26 protein-coding genes are annotated in these 20,096 nt (G+C 71.5%); 14 read left to right on the top strand and 12 right to left on the bottom strand.

Going from position 1 to position 20,096, the window contains the following annotated elements:
* Positions 1-13: 13 nt before the first annotated feature.
* The 4 genes from KZX17_RS14850 to KZX17_RS14835 are packed head-to-tail and all read right to left on the bottom strand — an operon-like array spanning position 14 to position 2,737.
* Positions 14-247: a MoaD/ThiS family protein gene (locus KZX17_RS14850; RefSeq protein WP_248174916.1), complete on the bottom strand. Its 234-nt coding sequence runs from the start codon at positions 245-247 to the stop codon at positions 14-16.
* Positions 244-729, bottom strand: a complete 486-nt coding sequence (gene moaC / locus KZX17_RS14845; RefSeq protein WP_248174918.1) for a cyclic pyranopterin monophosphate synthase MoaC — start codon at positions 727-729, stop codon at positions 244-246. The genes KZX17_RS14850 and moaC overlap by 4 nt, the downstream gene beginning before the upstream one ends.
* Positions 729-1,958, bottom strand: a complete 1,230-nt coding sequence (gene glp, locus KZX17_RS14840) for a gephyrin-like molybdotransferase Glp (RefSeq protein WP_248174920.1) — start codon at positions 1,956-1,958, stop codon at positions 729-731. Before glp ends, moaC begins: the two co-directional genes overlap by 1 nt.
* A complete protein-coding gene (locus tag KZX17_RS14835) occupies positions 1,955-2,737 on the bottom strand; it encodes a HesA/MoeB/ThiF family protein (RefSeq protein WP_248174922.1) in 783 nt (260 codons plus the stop codon). Before KZX17_RS14835 ends, glp begins: the two co-directional genes overlap by 4 nt.
* 113 nt (positions 2,738-2,850) lie before the next feature.
* Here KZX17_RS14835 and KZX17_RS14830 point away from each other — a divergent pair, with 113 nt between their 5' ends.
* From KZX17_RS14830 to moaA, 6 genes are all read left to right on the top strand, one after another.
* Positions 2,851-3,243 carry a molybdopterin-binding protein gene (locus KZX17_RS14830; RefSeq protein ID WP_248174924.1) on the top strand — a complete coding sequence of 131 codons (393 nt, stop codon included), beginning with the start codon at positions 2,851-2,853 and terminating at the stop codon, positions 3,241-3,243.
* Position 3,244: 1 nt separating this feature from the next.
* A complete protein-coding gene (gene modA / locus KZX17_RS14825) occupies positions 3,245-3,994 on the top strand; it encodes a molybdate ABC transporter substrate-binding protein (RefSeq protein ID WP_248174926.1) in 750 nt (249 codons plus the stop codon).
* Positions 3,991-4,773: an ABC transporter permease subunit gene (locus KZX17_RS14820; RefSeq protein WP_248174927.1), complete on the top strand. Its 783-nt coding sequence runs from the start codon at positions 3,991-3,993 to the stop codon at positions 4,771-4,773. Before modA ends, KZX17_RS14820 begins: the two co-directional genes overlap by 4 nt.
* Positions 4,770-5,810 carry an ABC transporter ATP-binding protein gene (locus KZX17_RS14815; protein ID WP_248174928.1) on the top strand — a complete coding sequence of 347 codons (1,041 nt, stop codon included), beginning with the start codon at positions 4,770-4,772 and terminating at the stop codon, positions 5,808-5,810. Before KZX17_RS14820 ends, KZX17_RS14815 begins: the two co-directional genes overlap by 4 nt.
* A 38-nt stretch (positions 5,811-5,848) precedes the next feature.
* On the top strand, positions 5,849-6,325 hold the full coding sequence (locus KZX17_RS14810) for an SRPBCC family protein (RefSeq protein WP_248174929.1): 477 nt from the start codon (positions 5,849-5,851) through the stop codon (positions 6,323-6,325).
* Between the two features lie 116 nt (positions 6,326-6,441).
* A complete protein-coding gene (gene moaA, locus KZX17_RS14805) occupies positions 6,442-7,530 on the top strand; it encodes a GTP 3',8-cyclase MoaA (protein WP_374107966.1) in 1,089 nt (362 codons plus the stop codon).
* Between the two features lie 3 nt (positions 7,531-7,533).
* Here moaA and KZX17_RS14800 read toward each other — a convergent pair whose 3' ends face one another.
* The 7 genes from KZX17_RS14800 to KZX17_RS14770 all read right to left on the bottom strand — a co-directional run bounded on the left by KZX17_RS14800 (position 7,534) and on the right by KZX17_RS14770 (position 10,208).
* Complete coding sequence (locus KZX17_RS14800; protein ID WP_248174930.1) at positions 7,534-7,824, bottom strand: helix-turn-helix domain-containing protein; 291 nt, start codon at positions 7,822-7,824, stop codon at positions 7,534-7,536.
* Positions 7,821-8,225: a VOC family protein gene (locus KZX17_RS14795; protein ID WP_248174931.1), complete on the bottom strand. Its 405-nt coding sequence runs from the start codon at positions 8,223-8,225 to the stop codon at positions 7,821-7,823. Before KZX17_RS14795 ends, KZX17_RS14800 begins: the two co-directional genes overlap by 4 nt.
* Before the next feature lie 72 nt (positions 8,226-8,297).
* The gene (locus KZX17_RS14790) at positions 8,298-8,609 is read right to left on the bottom strand and encodes a DUF4235 domain-containing protein (protein ID WP_248174932.1); all 312 of its coding nucleotides are present in this window, start codon (positions 8,607-8,609) and stop codon (positions 8,298-8,300) included.
* A 24-nt stretch (positions 8,610-8,633) separates the two neighbouring features.
* Entirely contained in the window at positions 8,634-9,017 is a 384-nt protein-coding gene (locus KZX17_RS14785; RefSeq protein WP_248174933.1) for a DUF3618 domain-containing protein, read from the bottom strand.
* Complete coding sequence (locus KZX17_RS14780; RefSeq protein WP_248174934.1) at positions 9,004-9,414, bottom strand: phage holin family protein; 411 nt, start codon at positions 9,412-9,414, stop codon at positions 9,004-9,006. The genes KZX17_RS14785 and KZX17_RS14780 overlap by 14 nt, the downstream gene beginning before the upstream one ends.
* A gap of 123 nt (positions 9,415-9,537) precedes the next feature.
* Complete coding sequence (locus KZX17_RS14775) at positions 9,538-9,816, bottom strand: hypothetical protein (RefSeq protein ID WP_248174935.1); 279 nt, start codon at positions 9,814-9,816, stop codon at positions 9,538-9,540.
* Between the two features lie 65 nt (positions 9,817-9,881).
* Positions 9,882-10,208, bottom strand: a complete 327-nt coding sequence (locus KZX17_RS14770) for a hypothetical protein (RefSeq protein WP_248174937.1) — start codon at positions 10,206-10,208, stop codon at positions 9,882-9,884.
* A gap of 213 nt (positions 10,209-10,421) precedes the next feature.
* Between KZX17_RS14770 and KZX17_RS14765 the strand changes: the two genes are divergently transcribed.
* The 8 genes from KZX17_RS14765 to KZX17_RS14730 all read left to right on the top strand — a co-directional run bounded on the left by KZX17_RS14765 (position 10,422) and on the right by KZX17_RS14730 (position 19,188).
* The gene (locus KZX17_RS14765; RefSeq protein ID WP_248174939.1) at positions 10,422-11,507 is read left to right on the top strand and encodes an acyl-CoA dehydrogenase; all 1,086 of its coding nucleotides are present in this window, start codon (positions 10,422-10,424) and stop codon (positions 11,505-11,507) included.
* On the top strand, positions 11,501-12,859 hold the full coding sequence (locus KZX17_RS14760; protein WP_248174941.1) for a bifunctional PIG-L family deacetylase/class I SAM-dependent methyltransferase: 1,359 nt from the start codon (positions 11,501-11,503) through the stop codon (positions 12,857-12,859). The genes KZX17_RS14765 and KZX17_RS14760 overlap by 7 nt, the downstream gene beginning before the upstream one ends.
* A complete protein-coding gene (locus tag KZX17_RS14755) occupies positions 12,856-13,590 on the top strand; it encodes a glycosyltransferase (RefSeq protein WP_248174943.1) in 735 nt (244 codons plus the stop codon). The genes KZX17_RS14760 and KZX17_RS14755 overlap by 4 nt, the downstream gene beginning before the upstream one ends.
* Positions 13,591-13,689: 99 nt before the next feature.
* Complete coding sequence (locus KZX17_RS14750) at positions 13,690-14,640, top strand: manganese catalase family protein (protein ID WP_248174945.1); 951 nt, start codon at positions 13,690-13,692, stop codon at positions 14,638-14,640.
* A gap of 104 nt (positions 14,641-14,744) precedes the next feature.
* Positions 14,745-15,554: an ABC transporter ATP-binding protein gene (locus tag KZX17_RS14745; protein WP_248174947.1), complete on the top strand. Its 810-nt coding sequence runs from the start codon at positions 14,745-14,747 to the stop codon at positions 15,552-15,554.
* A 37-nt stretch (positions 15,555-15,591) separates the two neighbouring features.
* Positions 15,592-16,623: an iron-siderophore ABC transporter substrate-binding protein gene (locus tag KZX17_RS14740; RefSeq protein ID WP_248174949.1), complete on the top strand. Its 1,032-nt coding sequence runs from the start codon at positions 15,592-15,594 to the stop codon at positions 16,621-16,623.
* An 8-nt stretch (positions 16,624-16,631) separates the two neighbouring features.
* Entirely contained in the window at positions 16,632-18,740 is a 2,109-nt protein-coding gene (locus tag KZX17_RS14735; RefSeq protein WP_308194637.1) for an iron ABC transporter permease, read from the top strand.
* A 49-nt stretch (positions 18,741-18,789) separates the two neighbouring features.
* Positions 18,790-19,188 (top strand): nuclear transport factor 2 family protein, encoded by a 399-nt coding sequence (locus KZX17_RS14730; RefSeq protein WP_248174953.1) that lies wholly within the window; start codon positions 18,790-18,792, stop codon positions 19,186-19,188.
* Positions 19,189-19,239: 51 nt separating this feature from the next.
* Here KZX17_RS14730 and KZX17_RS14725 read toward each other — a convergent pair whose 3' ends face one another.
* On the bottom strand, positions 19,240-20,076 hold the full coding sequence (locus tag KZX17_RS14725) for a helix-turn-helix transcriptional regulator (protein WP_248175228.1): 837 nt from the start codon (positions 20,074-20,076) through the stop codon (positions 19,240-19,242).
* Positions 20,077-20,096: the final 20 nt, after the last annotated feature.

The following is a 20,096-nucleotide window of genomic DNA, read 5'->3' as shown; positions in this document are numbered from 1 at the left end:
CCCGGCCGCGCACTCAGCCTCCGGCGAAGGGCGGCAGGACGTCGATGAGCCGGGCGTCGGCGAGCGGGGCATCCCCGTCGGTCCGCACCCCGTCGACGAGGACGGCGCAGTCGGGCAGCACGAACCACAGCTGGGGGTGCTCGTCGAGGATCGCCGTGCGGAGCTCGGCGAGGGTGGCCTCAGCGCGCTCCTCGCTCTCGGTCCCGGCAGCCTCGGCGGCAGCCGCGAAATAACGGACGAGCGTCATGACGACTGCTCCTCGCCGGGCCGGACCCAGTCGCCCGAGCGTCCGCCCGATTTGGCGACGATGCGGACGTTCTCGATCACCACGGCGCGGTCGAGGCCCTTGATCATGTCGACGACGGCAAGCGCGGTGACCGACACCGCGGTGATCGCCTCCATCTCGACGCCGGTGCGGTCGGCGGTTCCGACGGTCGCCTCGATCTCGACGCCCTCGTCGGTGATGCCGAGCTCGACGGATGCGCGGTGCACACCGATGACATGGGCGAGTGGCAGGAGCGTCGCCGTCGACTTCGCCGCCTGGATGCCGGCGATGCGCGCGACCGCCAGCACGTCACCCTTGGGGGCGGTGCCGTCGCGGAGGGCGGCGACGACCTCGTGGCTGCACCGGACGAAGCCGCGCGCGGTGGCGGTGCGGACCGTGGGGGCCTTCGCCGTGACGTCGATCATGTGCGCCCTGCCGGCCGAATCGAGGTGGGGGAAGCTCATCAGACCAGCATGACATCCACAGCGTCGCCCGCGGCGACGCTCGCGACCTCGGCGGGGACGATCGCGAAGGCGGATGCCTGTGCGAGCCCGCCGGCCAGGTGCGAGCCCGAGCCTCCCGCCGTCGCGGGGCGAACGGTCCCCGCCGCGAGATCGACCACGGCCGGCAGGTACTGCCGCCGTCCGGGCGGCGGGGTCCAGGGCTCCGCCGCCGCCATGGTCATGTGCGCTCGGTGGATGACCGACCGTCCCTGCAGCGCGAGGAGCGCGGGTCGCACGAACACCTCGAACGACACGGCGACGCTGACCGGGTTGCCGGGGAGGCCGAAGACGAGGCATCCGTCTCCCACCGTCCCGAAGGCCTGCGGCTTGCCGGGCTGCATCGAGACTTTGGCGAACTCGACCTCGCCGTGCCCGTCGAAGGCGGCCCGCACGGGTTCGTATGCCCCGGCGCTCACGCCGCCGGTGAAGATGATGACGTCGGCACCTGCGGCCCGCGCGTCGGCGGTGGCCTGCGCGACGGCGTCGCCATCGTCCGCGACGCGGGCGACCATCACGACCTCGGCATCGGCCCCGGGGACGAGCTGCGCGAGGAGCGGTCCGTTCGAATCGGGGATGAGTCCGCGGCGCACGGGCTCGCCCGGTCCCGTCAGCTCGCTGCCGGTCGAGACGACCGCGACCCGCGGCGGGCGGACCACTGTCACCCTGTCGACCCCGGCGGCGACGGCGGCGGCGACCTGGAACGGACCCATCCGCTCGCCGGCAGCGATGACCACGTCCCCGGCGCGCAGGTCCGCGCCTCGACGGCGGATGAACGCGCCCGCGGCGGGAGCCTCGAGCACCTCGACGACGTCGAGCGAGTCGGCGAGCCCGCCTGCGGTGTGCTCGAACGGGACGATCGCGTCCGCATCACTGGGTGTAGGCGACCCCGTCATGATCCGGGCGGCCTCACCTTCCGAGAGGGCCGGGTCGTCCGGCACCCCGGCGGGAAGATCCGCGACGACCCGCAGCGAGACAGGATGCCCCGGGCCGGCCGACGCCACGTCCGCGGCGCGCACGGCGAAGCCGTCCATCGCGGAGTTGTCGAACAGCGGGATGTCGTGCGCCGCGACGGCCGGTGCCGCAAGCGTGCGGCCCGCGGATCGCCCGACGGGGACGACCTCGGTGGGAAGGGTGCGAACGGCGGCCAGGACGCGGGCGAGCTGTTCCTCGACGCTGAGGAGCCCGCTCATGCGCTCGCCGCCGCAGACGTTGCGGCCGATCGCAGCGGGATCTCGTGCTGACGGCTCGAGAGCGCGTCGACGACGAGCATGCGGCCGAGCAGCGGCGTGCCGACGCCGATCGCGAGCTTCGCGACCTCGGTGGCGAGGATGCCGCCGACCTGCACGCACAGGGCGCCGAGCACGCCGACCTGCGCGCAGGTGGGCGGGTCGCCCTCGGTGCCGACCGCGAAGAGGTCGTTCAGCACGACCGGGTCGCCCTCGGACGGCTGCGACCAGAAGACCGTGATCTGCGCGTGCCATTCGCGGACCGCTCCCCATACGAGGGGGAGTCCGAGCGCCTCGGTGGCGGCCGCGACCGCGCGACGGGTGGCGAACGAGTCGCTCGTGTCGATCACGATGTCGGCATCCACGAAGAACTCCTGCGCGTTCTCGTTGTCGAGGCGGGCCGTGATCGGGGTGACGACGGTGACGGGCGACAGGGCCGCGACGGCGCGTACGGTGCTCTCCGTCTTGTGGACGCCGATGTCCTCGATGCGGTGCGCGATCTGACGCTGCAGGTTGTGAAGCTCGACGGTGTCGTCGTCGATCACGGTGATGGCCCCGACGCCTGCCGCAGCCAGGGCGAGGATCGCGGGCGACCCGATGCCCCCGGCGCCGACCACGGCAACGCGCGTGTTCGCGAGGCGCCGCTGCCCCTCGTCGCCGATGCCCTTGAGCACCGTGTGCCGCGCGGTCCGCCGGCGCTCGTCGGGATCCAGCTCGGGCACGGGTTCGACCAGAGGGCGCATGTCCCGAGTGTACGGGGGTATAGATGCCGCGGGATCGGATGCTCTCGCCGTTGGCATCCGCAGATACGGCTCATTGGCACCACTTGAGTCCGCGCATGCGGCATGATCATTCCATGACGACCTACCGCGTGGCGCGAGCCGCCCGCCTCCTCGGCGTGAGTGACGATTCGGTGCGGCGCTGGATCGACCAGGGACTGCTGCCGGTGACGGATGCCGTGCCGGCCGAGATCCCCGGCGAAGCGCTCGCCGCGTTCGCCGTCTCGATGGCGAACGACCCGGGCGACGGATACGAGCATCGCTCGAGCGCCCGCAACAGCTTCGTCGGGATCGTGACCCGCGTGCAGGTCGACGGCGTCATGGCGCAGGTCGACATCCAGTCCGGCCCGCACCGTGTCGTCTCGCTCCTGTCGGCCGAGGCGGTGCGCGAGCTGCAGCTCGAGGTCGGTACTCTCGCGCGGGCCTCGGTCAAGGCGACGAACGTCGTCGTCGACCTGGCGGTGGAGTGACGTGCGTCGTTCCGTCCTCCGGCCGGCCGCCCTCGGCGGGCTCGCGCTCGTGCTCACCGGGTGCGCGGCGGCTGCGCCCGCTGGCGATGAGATCGCCGGTTCGCTGACGGTGTATGCCGCGGCATCCCTCACGGCCTCGTTCGACGAGATCGACGAGGCCTTCACGGCGCAGCATCCCGGGGTGGAGATCAGCCCGGTCTACGACGGATCGTCGACGCTGGCGACGCAGATCGCGGAGGGCGCCCCGGCGGACGTGTTCGCGTCGGCCGACGAGGCCACGATGGCGAAGGTGTCGGAGTTCGCGCTCGACCCCGCGGTCTTCGCCTCGAACACACTCGTGATCGCCGTCCCGGCAGGCAACCCGAAGGAGGTCTCGACGCTGGCCGACCTGGCGGATGTCGTCACGGTGCTGTGCGCTCCCGAGGTGCCGTGCGGCGCGGCATCCGCGACGCTGCTGAGTGCGGCGGGTGTGACCGTCGACGCCGCGAGCCTCGAGCAGAACGTCACGGCGGTGCTGACGAAGGTCGCGGCCGGTGAAGCCGATGCGGGTCTCGTCTACGCGACCGACGTCGTCGGGCGCAGCGACGTCGCGTCGGTGGTACCCGAGGGGGCCGACGAGGTCGTCAACAGGTATCCGATCGCCGCGCTGCAGGATGCCGCGAACCCCGAGACCGCGAGGGCGTTCGTCGCGTTCGTGCGGTCCGAGGCTGGGCAGGAGATCCTCGCGGACCACGGGTTCGGGGCGCCGTGAGTATCGATCGGGGATACGTTCCGCGGAGCCTCGCGGTCCCCGCCTTCGTCGGTCTCGCCTTCCTCATCCTCCCGTTGCTGGCCCTCATCGCCAGGGTGGAGTGGTCGACGTTCGTCGCCGACGTGACCTCGCCCGCAGCGCTCGAGGCCCTCGGGCTGTCATTCGGCACCGGTGCGGCGGCGACCGTGGCGTGCATCGTGATCGGTGTGCCGTTGGCCCTCCTGATCGCTCGATCGGGTCCGCGGCTCGCGGCGGTGCTGCGTGCGGCGGTGACCGTTCCGCTCGTGCTGCCGCCGATGGTCGGCGGGATCGCGCTGCTGTACCTGTTCGGTCGTCAGGGGTGGCTCGGCGGGTGGGGGCTGTCGTTCACCACGCCCGCGGTCGTCGTGGCGCAGACGTTCGTGGCGCTGCCGTTCCTCGTGCTCGCCGTCGAGGGCGCAGTGCGCGCGACCGGGGTGGGCTTCGAGCGGACCGCCGCCGCCCTGGGAGCCGGCCGCTGGACGATCCTTCGGCGCATCACGCTGCCGCTCGCGGCGCCCGGCATCGTGGCGGGTGTCGTGCTGTGCTTCGCGCGGGCGATCGGCGAATTCGGCGCGACCGCCCTGTTCGCGGGCAACCGTCCCGGGGTCACGCAGACGATGCCGCTCGCGATCTACACGGCGTTCAACGGGGCGGGCGTGACGCAGGGGACCGCGGTCGCCCTCGCGCTCCTGCTGCTGGCGACCGCGGTGCTCGTCCTGATGCTGGTGCGCGGCTGGCGACCGGGGGCGGCGCGGTGAGCGGGCTGCAGGCGCACGTCGTCGTCGACCGGCCGCGGTTCCGCGTGGACGTCGCGATCGACGCCGCCGCGGGGGAGACCGTCGCGATCATGGGGCCGAGCGGCGCCGGGAAGTCGACGCTGCTCGACGCGCTCGCCGGGCTCGTGCCGCTGAACGGCGGCGAGGTCGTCGTGGCTGGGCGGACCGTGGAGCGTGCGGCCGAGCCCCGGGTGCACACGCCGCCGATGCATCGCGGAGTCGTGCTGCTCGGTCAGGACCCGCGGCTGTTCCCGCACCTGAGCGCCCGCGAGAACGTCGCGTTCGGGCCGCGCGCTGGCGGCACACCCGCTGCGCAGGCCCGTGCCGATGCCGACGCGTGGATCGACCGGGTCGGCCTGGGCGGGCTGGAATCGCGCATGCCGCGCGAGCTGTCGGGGGGAGAGCAGCAGCGCGTCGCGATCGCGCGGGCGCTGGCGGCGTCGCCGCGGGTGGTGCTGCTCGACGAGCCGCTGGTCGCGCTCGATCCCGTGACGGCGTCCGAGATCCGCGGGATGCTGCGGGAGCAACTCGCCGGCGTGACGACGGTCGCCGTGACGCACGACGCGGGCGACGCGGTCGCGCTCGCGGAGCGGCTGTTCGTGATCGAGGCGGGCGCCGTGGTGCAGAGCGGTCCCGTGCGGCAGGTGTTCGGGGCTCCGGCATCCGCGTTCGTCGCATCGGTTGCCGACATGAATCGGATGCCGGGGGTCGCGGCCCGCGGCGGGTGGACCGACGCCGCGGGTCGCGTGCTGACGAGTGCGGATGCCGCACCCGCCGTGGGGGACGGCGTCGCGCTCGCCGCCGTGTTCCGGCCGGGCGACGTGCGGATCGTGGACGGGGCTGGGCCGAACGCCTGGCCGGCGGACGTGGTGCGCGTCGAGCCGACCCTCGCCGGTGTCCGGGTGCACACGTCGGCGGGTGCGGTCGATGTCGCCGAGGCGGGTGCTCGGTGGTCGCCGGGGGACGCGGTGTGGCTGCGCGTCGACCCGTCGCGGGTGCGGTTCGTGCCGCTGGGCTGAGGTGCGCGTCATGAGCGCGGGCCTGCGACGATGAGTCCATGCCCGTCATCGAGTCCCGTTGCGTCGTGCCGGTCGAGGTGGAGATCGCCTTCGCCGTCTCGCAGACGACTGGTGAGATCCGTAAGCGCTGGGATCCGTTCATCCGGCGCCAGTACTTCCTGGGCGGCGCGGTCGCTCCGGCCAAGGGTGTGCGGACGTTCACCGTGCAGCGCTTCGGTTTTCGGATGGTAAGCGAGTACGTCTCGTTCAACCCGCCGTCGAACGTCGGCATGAAGATGACGAAGGGATCGTGGTTCTTCGAGCGTCTCGCCGGCGGGTGGAAGTTCACGCCCGTCCCCGGTGATCCCGGCAGCACGCTGGCCGTCTGGCGGTACAACTTCGCGTGTCGCCCTCGGTGGCTGGCGCCGCTCGCCGAGCGGAGCGGCGCGATCGTGCTCAAGCGCGATATGGACCGGCGTATCCAGGGCTTCGCGAGAGGGTGTGCAGACCCGGTCGTGCTCGCGGCCGTGCGGTGACGGATCGTTCGTTCAGGCCCGGTCGACGCCACCCGCACATTCGAGCCGTTGACCAGCCCTCATCCCAGTCCCGCCGATTAGGCTCGGAAGATGAGACAGCGACGGGGGACGCAGCGGTGACCGCCGTCCCGATCTCGCTGGGTCGCCCGCCGCAGGTTCCTTCCGAATCCGCCGGGCTTCCCGACCCGGCCGTCGGCCTCGTCGACACCCACGGCCGCGTTCACCGCGATCTGCGGATCTCGCTCACCGACCGGTGCTCGCTGCGCTGCACCTATTGCATGCCTGAGCAGGGCAACGAGTGGCTGGCGCGCACGAGCATCCTCTCGACCGACGAGATCGTCGAGGTGGCCGAGGTCGCGGCGAGCCTCGGCATCCGCACCTTCCGGCTCACCGGCGGCGAACCGCTGCTGCGCACCGACATCGTCGACGTGGTGCGGCGCGTGGCCGCGATCTCGGGTCCGGAGGGGCCGGTCGAGGTCGCGATGACGACGAACGGCATCCGTCTCGACGAGGTCCTGCCCGATCTCATCGACGCGGGTCTCACACGACTGAACATCAGCATCGACACGATCGACCGCGAACGCTTCGCCGCGCTCACGCGCCGTGACCGGCTCGACGACGTGCTCGCCGGCATCGCGGCCGCCGCGGCATCCGATCTGAAACCCTTGAAGCTCAACGCGGTCGCCATGCGCGGCGTCAACGACGACCAGCTCGCCGACCTGGTCGCGTTCGCGATGGAGGTCGGGGCGCAGCTGCGGTTCATCGAGCAGATGCCGCTGGACTCCGGCCACACCTGGGATCGCAGCGCGATGGTCACGCGCGAGGAGATCCTCGCGGCGCTGTCCGAACGGTGGTCGCTCGAGCCGGTTCCTGGCCGTGGCGGAGCGCCCGCCGAGAAGTGGCGGATCGACGGCGGGCCGCACGAGGTCGGCGTCATCGCGTCGGTGACCGCACCCTTCTGCGGCGCGTGCGACCGACTGCGCCTGACCGCCGACGGGCAGTTCCGCAACTGCCTGTTCTCACTCACTGAGTACGACGTGACGGGTGCGCTGCGCGGGATGCCGGTGGATGCCTCGCGCGCCGACCGCGATCGCGTCATCGCCGGCATCCTGCACGCGTGCGTGCGCGGCAAGCTCCCCGGTCACGCGATCAACGACCCCTCGTTCCTCCAGCCTGCGCGAGGGATGAACGCGATCGGCGGCTGACCCCTATTCCTCCCGGGGCAGGTCGGCGCCCCAGCGTCCGAGCGCCGTGATGGTCTCGGTGAGCGCCAGCCCGCGATCGGTGAGGACGTAGGCCCGGGTGTTGTGCTTCAGGGGGAGTCGGCGCAGGACGCCGGCTGCCTCCAGGTCCTTGAGCCGCGTGGCCAGCATGTTCGTCGGTACACCGAGCTGGCGCTGCAGGTCGCCGTATCGCTGCGGCCCTTTGAGGAGCTGCTCGACGATGAGCAGAGCCCAACGTGACCCGACGACCTCCAGCGCTGCGGCGAGGTCGCTCACGCGCGCTGGTCGGCGTCCGGCTTCATCCAGAACGGCGAGTAGTGATAGCCGTCGGGGTCGTCGAACTGCCGCTGGTACATGAAGGGGTAGTCGTCGGTGTCGCCGATGCGCGCCCCGGCGGCCTCTGCTCGCTCGAGCAGTGCATCGACCTCCTCGCGGCTGTGCATGTCGAACGACACGGTCACTTTGGACGGGGTGTCAGGTCCACCGATGAGATCGTCGACGCCGCCGACGCTCGCGTACGTCTCGCGGCTGCCGAGCATGACGTACTGGTCGGGGGCGATGGCGAAGCACGACACGTTGTCGTCCGACATCTCGGTGTTGAGCGTCCAGCCGATGGCGCTGTAGAAGGCGGTGGCCCGTGCGACGTCGGCGACCGGACAGGTGATGAAGAGGCTCATGTCGCGATACTTGCAAAATACAAGTGTTGCGTCAAGGGTCGTCGCGTTGCCCCTCGGCGGCTGACCGCGGGGTCAGTCGCCGGGCCACTCTCCGGTCGCGCGCTCGAACGCCCGTGCGCCGCCGCGGTCGACCAGCGCCTTCACCAGCGCGAATAGGGCGCCCTGCAAGGCCGCTGCGATAAGCACCTCGCCGAGACCGAACTCGGACTCGAGGGCCTTCGGACTGTCGTCGCGGTGGGTCGGGCTCGCGCGCTTCCAGAGCTGCTTGAAGATCACACCGGCGAGGGCTCCGCTCACCATGCCGCTGATGAGCCCGATCGGGCGGTACAGGATCTTCGCCGACGTGCTCGACTTCTTCTCCGGCTTCGAGGTCTTCTTCGACATGCGGGGGTCCTTTCGAGGTATGTGTCAGCGGCCGCGGCGTGCGACAGCGGTGATGACGGCGCCGATCGCGACGACCACGACGGCCAGGGCGATCCAGCCGTTGCGGTTCGGCTTGCCGGCGTCGTCCGTGAGGGCATCCGTCGCCTGGTGGACGTAGTCGGCCGCGTGCTCGCGGGCGTCGCCGATCTGCGCGGCGACGTTCGTCTTCACGGTTTCGACCTGCTGCTTCGCCCTCGCCTTCACGTCGAGCTTGCCTGCGAGCTGCTCCACCGTGTCACCGAGGTCCGCGCGCGTCCGCGCGATGTCGGCTTCGATCTCGGCGACCGACGCGTCGTCCGAAAGTTCCGGCTTCGTCGCGGGGGTGGCCGAGAGGGGGACTTCGCGTGCGGGGACGTCAGGCGTGGTCATGGTGGGTGCGCTCCTTCACTTCGGTGATGTCTTGTTTCACGCTCTGCACGGTCCGCTCGGGCGTCGGCGACAGAGCTGACACCTTCTTCTTGCCGACGAGCGCGAGGATGCCGGCGACGATGAACAGCAGGGCGGTGACGATCAGCGCGGCGGCCCACGCGGGGAGGACCAGCGACAGCGCGATGATCGCGGTCGCGACGAGCGCGCCGACGCCGAACCACGCGAGTACGCCGCCCGCGCCGAGCAGCCCCACACCGAGCCCGCCCTGCTTCGCCTTCGACGAGAACTCCGCGCGGGCGAGACGCATCTCATCCCGCACGAGGCGAGACGTCTGCTCGGACAGGCGGGAGATCAGCTCCGCGGTCGACGGTTCGGATGACGGGTTGGCCTGCGTCACGACCGGCTCCTCTCAACAGGGTGGAGTCCCAGGCTCGGGGCGGTCGTCGATCCGCACGACAGGCTTGACATCTGATGGAGGCGGTGCGTGAGGGCGAGAACCGCAGCCGGCGCCCCAGGACGCTCAGATGTCGTCGATGATGTGAAGACCGCTGGGGTACGACAGCGGCTCGGGCTCCGGATCTATCTCGTGGATGCTGCTGATGACCACGCGCGTGCGTGGAGTGATCAGGACCGCGACGGAGTTGCCGTGGGTGACAGCGATGTCCACGAACGTTCCCCCTGACGCGACTGCAGCCTCGATCGCATCCCGGAGCGCGGGAACCGACGCATCGCCATCCAGTTCGAAGCGATCATCGTCGACGGCGACGATCGTCTTCTGCTTGGGCGAACGTGCGGTCATGCGGTGAGCGTACGCCCCCTGCGCTCATGACCAGTCCCCTTGACAGACCGGTCCGGAACGACGAGTCAGAGATGCGCGGGTTCCGGCAGCGGGCGGAGTCCGGTGACGCTCTGCGCCGAGTCCGCGAGGAGCTGCAGCCACTCCGCGTTGAGCGCGCCCCCGAGCGGAGCGTCGAACTTGAAGTACAGCGACGAGGACTTCGAGATCCAGACGCTGCCGTACTGGCCGCCTTCCGTGGACGAGTCATCGCCGGTGGTGGTGGGCTCGTCGTCCCACGTGAAGACGAAGCTCTCGTCACGACGGAGTTTCGTCACGATGACAGCACGGAGGTGGTGCAGTGTCCGGTCTTCGATGTTGATGGCGGGTGCGACACCGTAGATCAGATGCCCCATGTCGTGCTGCTTTCTCGAGAATTCGGATCGCGCGGCTGTTCGACCCGATCCTGAGACTACGCCGAGTCCGGACCCATCTCAGGACCATGATGAGGCGCTTGTGTACTGAGCAGCTGCATCGGCGGTCGACCGCCGCGATCGAGCGCTAGCGAAGAGGTCGACGCGATGGCAAGCCTCTGCCGTTCGTCGCCGCCCGACCTCAGACTCGCCCCTGTGAGTTCTCCCGCTGCAGGTTCATCCACGTCCTCCGCCCTCGGCGACCACCCGCATCCGAGCGCACAGCGGTCCGCGCTCGCCGGGGCCGATGAGCTCGCAGGGTTCGGGACCGACGTGTCCGCCACCCTCGCGTGGGCAGTCGGCGTCGGTGCCGCACGTGACGATGCCCGCTCCCTCGCCGACGACTGGTCGTTCTTGGCGGCGGTCGCGGAGCGGGATGTCGCGGCCGCCCGCATCCTCGAACCGCACCTCGACGCGCTCGACATCCTCGACCAGGCGCAACGCGCGGCCGTCGGGCCGGACCTCGAAGCGATCGGTGCCGGCCCGGGCTCGTCGTGGGGCGTGTTCGCCGCCGAAGGTGGGGGCGTGCGCCTCGATGCGCGGGACGTCGGCTCCGGCTGGATGCTGACGGGAACCAAGCCGTGGTGCTCGCTCGCGCAGCACCTGACCCACGCGCTCGTCACCGCATGGGTCGGCGACGAGCGCCGCCTCTTCGCCGTTGCGCTGCAGCGGCCCGAGGTCCGCCCTCACGACGGGCCCTGGCATGCGCGCGGACTGCGCCAGGTCGTGAGCGCCCCGGTGGATTTCGCGGCGGCGCCGGCCGTGCCGGTCGGCGAGCCCGGTTGGTACCTCCGGCGGCCGGGCTTCGCGGCCGGCGGGGTCGGGGTGGCCGCGTGCTGGTGGGGCGGCGCGCTCCCGCTCCGCGCGGCGCTCCTCGCGGCGGCGCAGCGTGACGGCGCCGACCAGCTGTCGCGCTTGCACCTCGGTCGCGTGGACACGTCGCTGTGGGCGGCGCGACTCGCGCTGCAGTCGGCTGCGCACCAGATGGATGCCGCGCCCGCCGCATCCGACCGCGATCCCGATCCCGGCATCCTGGCCGCCCGCGTGCGGGCCATCGTCGCGGGTGCCGTCGAGACGGCGCTCGCCGAGTCGGCCCGTGCGCTCGGACCGTTGCCGCTGGTCGCCGACGACGCGCACGCGCGTCGGGTCGCAGATCTCGAGATCTACCTCCGCCAGCACCACGGCGAGCGGGACCTGGCTCGGATCGGCGCCGACCTCAGTCAGGGGCGCGGCGCATGGTGAGCTTCAGCCACCTCGACCCGGGGACGGGCGAGGACGTATGGGCCGAGGCCTTCGCCGAACGGAACCCCGCGAGCCTGGACGTCGAGTTCGACCACCTCGTCGTGGTGGCGGCGCATCCTGACGACGAGACCCTCGGAACGGCAGGGCTGATGACCGCCGCGGCTGACCGCGGGGCGAGGGTGACGGTGCTCGTCGTCACCGACGGGGAGGGGTCGCACCCCGACTCGCCATCCGCGACACCCGCCGAGCTCGGCGCGCTGCGCCGGCGTGAGGCGGCCGACGCACTCGCGCAGCTGGCGCCGTCGATCGAGCTGCGGTTCCTCGGCATCCCCGACGGCGGGACCGACGGTCATCGCACCCGCATCTCCGCGGCGCTCCGCGAGATCGTCGCCGACGCCGGCTCGTGCCTCGTGGTCGCGCCGTGGACGGGCGACGGCCATCGCGATCATCGGGTGGTCGGCGAGGTGACGGCCGAGGTGTGCGCCGAGCGGGGCATCCCGTACCGGTGGTACCCCATCTGGCTGTGGCACTGGGGCACGCCCGACGAAGTTCCGTGGGGCGACGTCGAGGTCCTCCCGCTCGACGACGCGAACGTCGACGTGAAGCGGCGTGCCCTGCGTCGCCACCGCAGCCAGATCGAGCCGCTGTCCGACGCGCCGGGCGACGAGGTGATGCTCCACGAGCGGATGCAGGCGCACTTCGACCGCCCGTTCGAGGTCTTCATCCGGCCCGCCGGCGATCGCGGCAGCCTGGACGAGACCTTCTTCGAGGCGTTCTACCGTCGCAACGGCGACGACCCGTGGGGGTTCGAGTCGCGGTGGTACGAGCAGCGCAAGCGCGCGGTCACATTGGCGAGCCTGCCGAGAGCACGGTACGGCCGCGCGCTCGAGCTGGGCTGCTCGACCGGCGTGCTGACGCAGCTGCTCGCCGAGCGGTGCGACGCCGTGCTCGCCGTCGACATCGCCGAGGCCCCACTCGAGGCCGCGCGTCGTCGCCTCGGCGAGGGTGCGGATGTGCGCCTCGAGCGCCGCGCGCTGCCCCGCGACTGGCCGGAGGGCTCGTTCGACCTCATCGTCCTGTCCGAGGTCGGTTACTACTGGGGCGCGACCGACCTGGCCGGTGCCGTCGAGCGGATGCGGGGCGCCCTCGCCAATGACGGGCAGCTGCTCGCGTGCCACTGGCGGCATCGCGTCTCGGAGTACCCGCTGTCGGGGGACGACGTCCACGCGGCCCTCCGGGCGGCAGACGGCCTCGTCCGCCTGGTGGCGCACGAGGAGGAGGACTTCGTGCTCGAGGTCTACGGCGTGGCGGGCGCGAGGTCGGTCGCCGCAGAGACGGGGCTCATCACGTGACAGCGGGGGAGTCGGATGCCGTCGCCGCCGTCGCCATCGTGGTGCCGGTGCACGACGAGGCCGCGCTTCTGGGCGGCTGTCTCGCCGCGCTCGAGGCGGCGATCGCGCACACGCGCCGGACGCATCCGGACGTGCGGGTCGTGACCGTCGTCGTCCTGGATGCCTGCACGGATGCGTCCGAGCAGATCGCGGCGCCGTGGCCGGTGCAGACGCTGCGCATCGACGCCCGGAACGTGGGCACCGCGCGGCGGCTCGGCGTCGCCGCCGCGCTCGCAGCACTGCGGGACGTGCCGCCGGGCGCCACATGGATCGCCACGACCGACGGCGACTCGACGGTGCCGGTCGCGTGGCTCAGCCATCAGCTCGACCTGCGGGCAGTGGGGGCGGATGTCGTCTTGGGCACCGTCCGCCCCGACTTCGCCGACCTCACCGTCGAGCACGCTGCGCACTGGCTCGCGACCCACCCGCCGGGCCACCCCGCGGGCAATGTGCACGGCGCGAACCTCGGGCTGCGGGCGGACGTGTACCTCGCGGCGGGGGAGTTCGCGGACCTCGACCAGCACGAGGACGTCGAACTCGTGCGCGCCGCTCGCGCCACGGGTGCGCGGGTGCGCGCGACGGATGGGAACGAGGTCGTCACCTCCGGCCGCTTCTGGGGACGTACCGCCGCGGGCTATGCAGCGTTCGTCCGGGAGACGCACGAGCGCATCGCGGGGGAGGTGCGAGGCTGACGCGGGAGGGTACTCGTTGTCGCTCCGCTTGGCGAGGGGATCGGTGGGCGCGGAGGAGGTGCGGATCGTGAGGCATCCCCACACCCCATCGGAGGAACCATGTACTTTCACGTTCAAGAGTTCATCAACGAGATCGCGCAGGACGAGCCGGATCCCGCCGCCGCGAACGCGCTGCAGGAGGGTCTCGGCGGGCAGTTCGGCGAGATGCGCACGATGATGCAGTACCTCTTCCAGAGCATCAATTTCCGCGGGCCCTCGGGCAAGCCATACAAGGACCTGATCCAGGGCATCGGCACCGAGGAGATCAGCCACGTCGAGCTCATCGGCACGACGATCTCGCGCTTGCTCGACGGGTCGCCGCGGTACAAGGGCAAGCCGACTGACCCCGTCGACGAGCCGGGTGCCGGCGGTGCGACGCCGCTGAGCATCGCCGTCGACCACAGCAACATCCACCACTACCTCGTCGGCGCGCAGGGTGCGCTGCCGGTCGATGCCGCGGGCAACCCGTGGATGGGCAGCTACGTCTACAACTCGGGCAACCTCGTGCTCGATCTGCTCTACAACCTCATGCTCGAGTCGACGGGGCGTCTGCAGAAGTGCCGTCTGTACGAGATGACCGACAACAAGATGGCGCGCAGCACGATCTCGTACCTCATCGTCCGCGACCAGGCGCACGAGAACGCGTACGCGAAGGCGCTCGAGACGCTCGGGGTGAGCTGGCGCACCGCGCTGCCGATCCCGAAGACGAACGCCGAGCAGTTCCCCGAGGTGAAGAAGCTCGTCGACATGGGCCTGCAGAGCAAGCAGTACTCGTTCGATCTCGGCGACCAGTCCGAAGCCGGTCGCATCTTCCAGGGCGCCTCGCCGTCGAACGACGGCACCGAGTTGGATGCCAGTGAGCAGGCACCCGTCGGATCGCCGATGACCATCTCGCCCGAGCGGCCCGAAGAGTTCTCTCCGGGCGCGGACAAGGACCTCCGCGCGCTGATCGAGGCGACCGCGGCGATGGAGATGGCCGACATCGACGCCACGTTCGGACGCATGAAGTAGGCCGGCGGCTCCGATGGCACCCCGGCCTCGCTCCGCGGGGTCGGGGTCGGCTCCGTGGCGTCCGCGCACACGCGCCGGGTCAGGTAAGGCTAGGCTTACCTCTCGTGGACACGGAGCTGCGCGGTGATGACCTCGTCCTCGCCTACGGGCGGCATGAGGTGGTGCACGGGGTGTCCGTGCGCATCCGCCCGGGCGTCGTCACGGCGCTCATCGGTCCCAACGGCAGCGGCAAGTCGACGGTGCTCCGAGCGCTCGCGCGTTTGCACGAGCGCTCGTCCGGCGACGTCCGCGTCCTCGACGGTGACGTCCCGGTGTCACCGCTGTCGGCTCGTGACTTCGCGCGCCACGTGACGCTGCTCTCGCAGTCCCGGCCGCACCCGTCCGGCCTCTCCGTCCGCGACGTCGTCGCCTACGGCCGGCATCCGCATCGGCGCCGCTTCGCCGCGATGACCCAGGACGACCTCGACGCGATCGACCGCTCCCTCGAGCTCACCGGTCTCGCCGGGATGCAGGGGCGCGCCGTCGATCAGCTCTCCGGCGGGGAGCTGCAGCGGGTCTGGCTCGCGACCTGCCTCGCGCAGGACACCGGCGTCCTGCTGCTCGACGAGCCCACGAACCACCTCGACCTCCGCTACCAGGTCGAGACGCTCGACCTGGTGCGCGAGCTCGCCGACGAGCACGGCACCGCCCTGGGCGTGGTTCTGCACGACCTCGGCCAGGCCGCGACCGTCGCCGACGAGGTCGTGCTGCTGCACCAGGGCCGCGTGGTCGCCCACGGAGCGCGCGAGCACGTGCTGACGTCCGACCACCTCAGCGAGGTGTACGGCCTGCGGATCGAGGTCGACCGCGATCCTGCGACCGGCTTCATCCGTGTGCACCCGCGAGGTCGTCACCACGGCCGCGCCCTGGCCTGAGCCCTTCCCGTCTCCCGTCCCTCATCGAAAGAGAAGCATGACCCTTCGATCCGCGCGCCCCCTGCTCGGCGCCGCACTGATCCTGCCCCTGCTGTTCGTCACCGCGTGCGGAACCACGCAGACGACCGACGACGCCTCGACACCCGCGGCCGCGGCAAGCGCCGATTGCGCCGATGACACCACGGCGACCTCGACCGGCCCGGTGTCGTTGACGGATGCGTTCGACCGGACGGTCGAGCTCGACGCGCCCGCCGAGCGCGTCGCCGTGCTGGAGTGGCAGCAGATCGAGGACGCGCTGACGCTGTGCGTCACGCCCGTCGCGGTCGCGGATGCCGAGGGGTACACGACGTGGGACACCGCCGAGGTGCTGCCCGAGGGCGTGACCGATGTCGGCACGCGCCAGGAGCCGAACTTCGACGCCATCCTCGGCGCCGACCCCGACCTCATCATCGTCGAGGCGTACACCGCCGAGGACGAGATCATCGGTCAGCTCGAGGAGTACGGCGTGCCGGTGCTCGCCACCAAGGGCGCGGATGCCGCTGACCCGATCGGTCAGATGAAGGCGACGTTCGACCTGATCGCGCAGGCGACGGGCCGTGAGGAGCGCGCCGACGCCGTGCTCGACGCGTTCGACGCGAGTGTCGCAGAGGCGAAGCAGACGGTGGCCGAGGCGGATCTCGTCTCGGACTCGTTCGCATACTTCGACGGCTGGATCGACGGCGGCAACGTGTCGCTCCGCTTCTTCAGCAGCGGCTCGCTGATCGGCGCGCTCGGTGAGGAGCTCGGCCTGAAGAACGCGTGGACGGGTGAAGCCGACCCGGCCTACGGCCTCGGCATCACCGACATCGAGGGTGCGACGGCGATCGGCGACGCGTACCTGCTGCACACCAGCACGAATGACGCCGAGAGCGACATCATGCCCGAGCTCGCGACGAGCGAGGTGTGGAACTCGATCCCCGCGGTGGCCGAGGATCGCATCGCCGGCTTCCCGGTCGGCATCTGGACCTTCGGCGGTCCCCGCTCGGCCGAGCAGATCCTCGACGCCTACGTCGCAGCGCTCACGAGCTGAGCCCGCAGGTGACGTCCGACACCAGGAGCCGGGAGCGGGGCGCTGCAGCTGCAGTCCCGCCGGTGCCCGCGCAGACCGGCGCGCGATTCGCCCTGGGGGCGACCGCGGTGCTGGTGCTGCTCAGCGGCATCCTGCTCCTGGCATCGGGCGTCCACCTCACGCAGGGCACCTCGGGGCTCGGGCTCACCGAGCTCCTGCCCCTCCTGTTCGGTGACGGCACGGCGCAGCCGGGTGCGCGCGAGATCCTCATCGGGTCGCGCGTGCCGCGCCTCGCGGCCGGGCTGCTGGTCGGCTTCGCCCTCGGCGCGGCCGGCGCGCTCTTCCAATCGCTGGCGCGCAATCCGCTGGCGTCGCCCGACACGCTGGCGGTGACGAGCGGCTCGTACTTCGCCGTCGCGCTCGTCTCCGTCCTCGGCATCACGCTGCCGTTCTGGGCCTCGGGGGGTGTCGCGTTTCTCGGCGGGCTGGCCGCGGCGGCGGTCGTGCTCGGGCTCGCGGGCGGCGCGGGGTCGTCGACGACACGGCTGATCCTCGCGGGTTCGGCGGTGATGCTCGCACTGCAGGCGGCGACATCCGCCTTGCTCATCCTGTTCGCGCAGGAGACCACGGGCCTGTTCGCGTGGGGGAGCGGCAGCCTCAGCCAGCTCGGCCTCGCCGCGTTCCAGCAGGCTGCGCCGCTGGTGCTCGTCGCCGTCGTCGTCGGCGTGCTGCTCTCGCGTCGCCTCGACATCGTCGCGCTCGGCGACGACACGGCGCAGTCGCTCGGTGTGCCGGTGCGGTCGACGCGTGCGATCGGCACGATCCTCGCGGTGCTGCTCACGGCTGCTGCGGTGACGCTCGCCGGGCCGATCGGGTTCGTGGGTCTCGCCGCGCCCATCATCACGCGGCTGCTGAGCACGCGGGTGCCCGCGCTGCATCGCCACAGCATCCTCCTGATCGCGTCGGGTCTCGTCGGAGCGACGGTCGTCGTCGGATCCGACGTCGCGATCCGCGCCATCCTCGGCGCCGACCGGGCCACGTCGGTGCCGACCGGGGTCGCGACGACGCTGCTGGGTGCGGTGCTCCTCGTCGCGCTGGCCCGCAGGGCTCGTGACGCCGGACCCACGCGGCGCCCGCCCGCGGCGACCATCACCGTCCGCAACCGGCGGCGCGTCGTGCTCGTCGTCGTGGCGACGTCCGTGCTCCTGCTCGCGGCGATCCTGCTGGGGCTGCTCGGCGGCCATCGTTGGCTGCTGACGGGTGATCTGCTGCTGTGGGTGCATGGGGATGCCGCGCCCGTCATCCGGTTCGCGCTCGACGAGCGTGCGCCGCGGGTGCTCGTCGCCGTCTCCGCGGGTGCCGCGCTCGCGCTGGCCGGCGTGCTGGTGCAGGCGGCGAGCCGGAATCCGCTGGCGGAGCCCGGCATCCTCGGCATCACCGGCGGCGCGGGCCTCGGAGCCGTGATCGCCATCACGTCGGGCGCTGCGCTCGGCGTCGGGATCCTGCCGCCCGCGATCGCGGGAGGGCTGCTCGCGTTCGCGCTGGTGTACGGCCTGGCGTGGCGTCGGGGGCTGAGCGCCGACCGGCTCGTGCTCATCGGCATCGGCGTCTGGTACGGCACCGCGGGGCTGTCGACGTTCCTCCTCCTCCGCGCGAATCCGTTCGACACGCCCGCGATCTACACGTGGCTGTCGGGCACGACGTACGGCCGGGGGTGGTCGGATGCGCTGCCGGTCGCGTTGTCGATGGTCGTCGCGCTCGTGCTGGTCGTGCCGCGGACGCGTGAGCTCGATCTGCTCGCGCTCGACGACGACACGCCGCGTCTCGCGGGCGTTCGGCTGGAACGCACCCGGTTCGTCCTGCTCGTGACGGCCGCGCTGCTCGCCGCGTTCAGTGTGAGCGCGATCGGCGTGCTCGGCTTTGTGGGGCTCATCGCACCGCACGCCGCGCGTGCCCTCGTCGGCGGACGTCACTCCCGCGTCGTCCCGGTCTCGATGCTGCTGGGCGCTGCGCTCGTCGCGATCGCCGATCTGCTCGGACGAACCGTGATCGCCCCGGCGCAGCTGCCCGCCGGCATCGTCGTCGCCCTCGTCGGTGCGCCCTACTTCATCTACCTGCTCGCGCGGTCGCGCGCGTAGGGCGTCGGAGGGCCTTGCGTTCGCCGCGGCCGTCGGCGAGCCTGAGGTGATGTGGGATCGCGAGGCAGCTGCGGAGGCGGCCGACGCCTGGATCGCCCGGTATGTCCGCGCGTGGGACACCAATGACCCGGACGACATCCGGTCGCTGTTCACGCCCGCGGCGGAGTACCGTGACGGCCCGTCGACGCCGCCCTGGGTCGGTCAGGACGCGATCGTCGAGGGCTGGCTCGCGCAGAAGGATGCGCCGGGCACGTGGTCGTTCGACTACGAGCTCACTGCTGTCGACGGGGATGTCGCGATCATCCGCGGTCGGACGAGGTATCCGAGCTCGACCGAGAAGAGTCGGCAGTACGACAACCTCATGGTCATCGAGCTGACCGACGACGGCCGCGCCCGGTCGTTCACCGACTGGTTCGTGGTGCCCGATGCTGCCGAGACGGACGAGTGAACGTACATCGGCCCGCCCCTGGCCCGATGCGGAGGAGCGACCGGGTGGAGGTCAGACCTGAGCGGCGCCGAGCACGGTGAGGAGCTGGAGCTTCTCATAGCTCGCGGTTCCCGGGTTCGCCGTGTAGACGAGCAGGCGGTGCCCTTGCTCCTCGTCGAGCAGGGTCTGGCAGGAGAGGGTGAGCGCTCCGACCTGCGGGTGGACGTAACGCTTGGTGTCCCGGGGGCGGACGCCGATCTCGTGAAGGGCCCACACGCTTCGGAAAACGTCGCTCTCGTGCAGGAGCTGTTCGGCGAGCGCTGCCGCGCGGGAGTCCGGGCCACGGAGGGCCGTGAACTGACGGAGACCCGAGGCGAACATCCTGCCGAGGAACTCGTGGTCGCGGGGGTCGTAGAGCGCGCGCGTCGCGGGGTCGGTGAACCAGCGGTAGCCGATGCTCCGCGACGGGCCGGTGAACCGGGTGAGGTCTCCCGTCAGCGCGATGGCCGGCTGCGTCTGGCGCAGGGTCTCGCCGAGTTCGGTGACGACCTCGGCGGGGGTGTCGCCGAGGCGGTCGAAGATGCGCAGCATCCCGGGACTGATGTGGTCGCTGATGCCGCCGCGCGGTGGCGACGCGTGGCCGGCGAGGGTGAAGAGGTGGTCGCGTTCCTCCAGGGTGAGGTGGAGGCCCTGCGCGATGGACGCGATCATCTGCTCGGACGGTTGGGGACCGCGCTGCTGCTCGAGGCGCGTGTAGTAGTCGGTCGACATGTGGCTGAGCCCGGCGACTTCCTCGCGACGCAGCCCTCCGGTCCGACGGCGCGGCCCGGAGGTGAGCCCGACGTCTTCTGGTTGCAGCGACGCGCGCCTGCGACGCAAGAAGTCCGCCAACGCGGGTCGATCGATCACCATGCTCTGTTTCTACCCGG

The organism is Microbacterium sp. EYE_78, assembly GCF_023149035.1.
In the GTDB taxonomy this organism is placed as follows: domain Bacteria; phylum Actinomycetota; class Actinomycetes; order Actinomycetales; family Microbacteriaceae; genus Microbacterium.
Note: the sequence above shows the minus strand (reverse complement) of the source record. Positions and strands in the feature narration are given on the sequence as shown.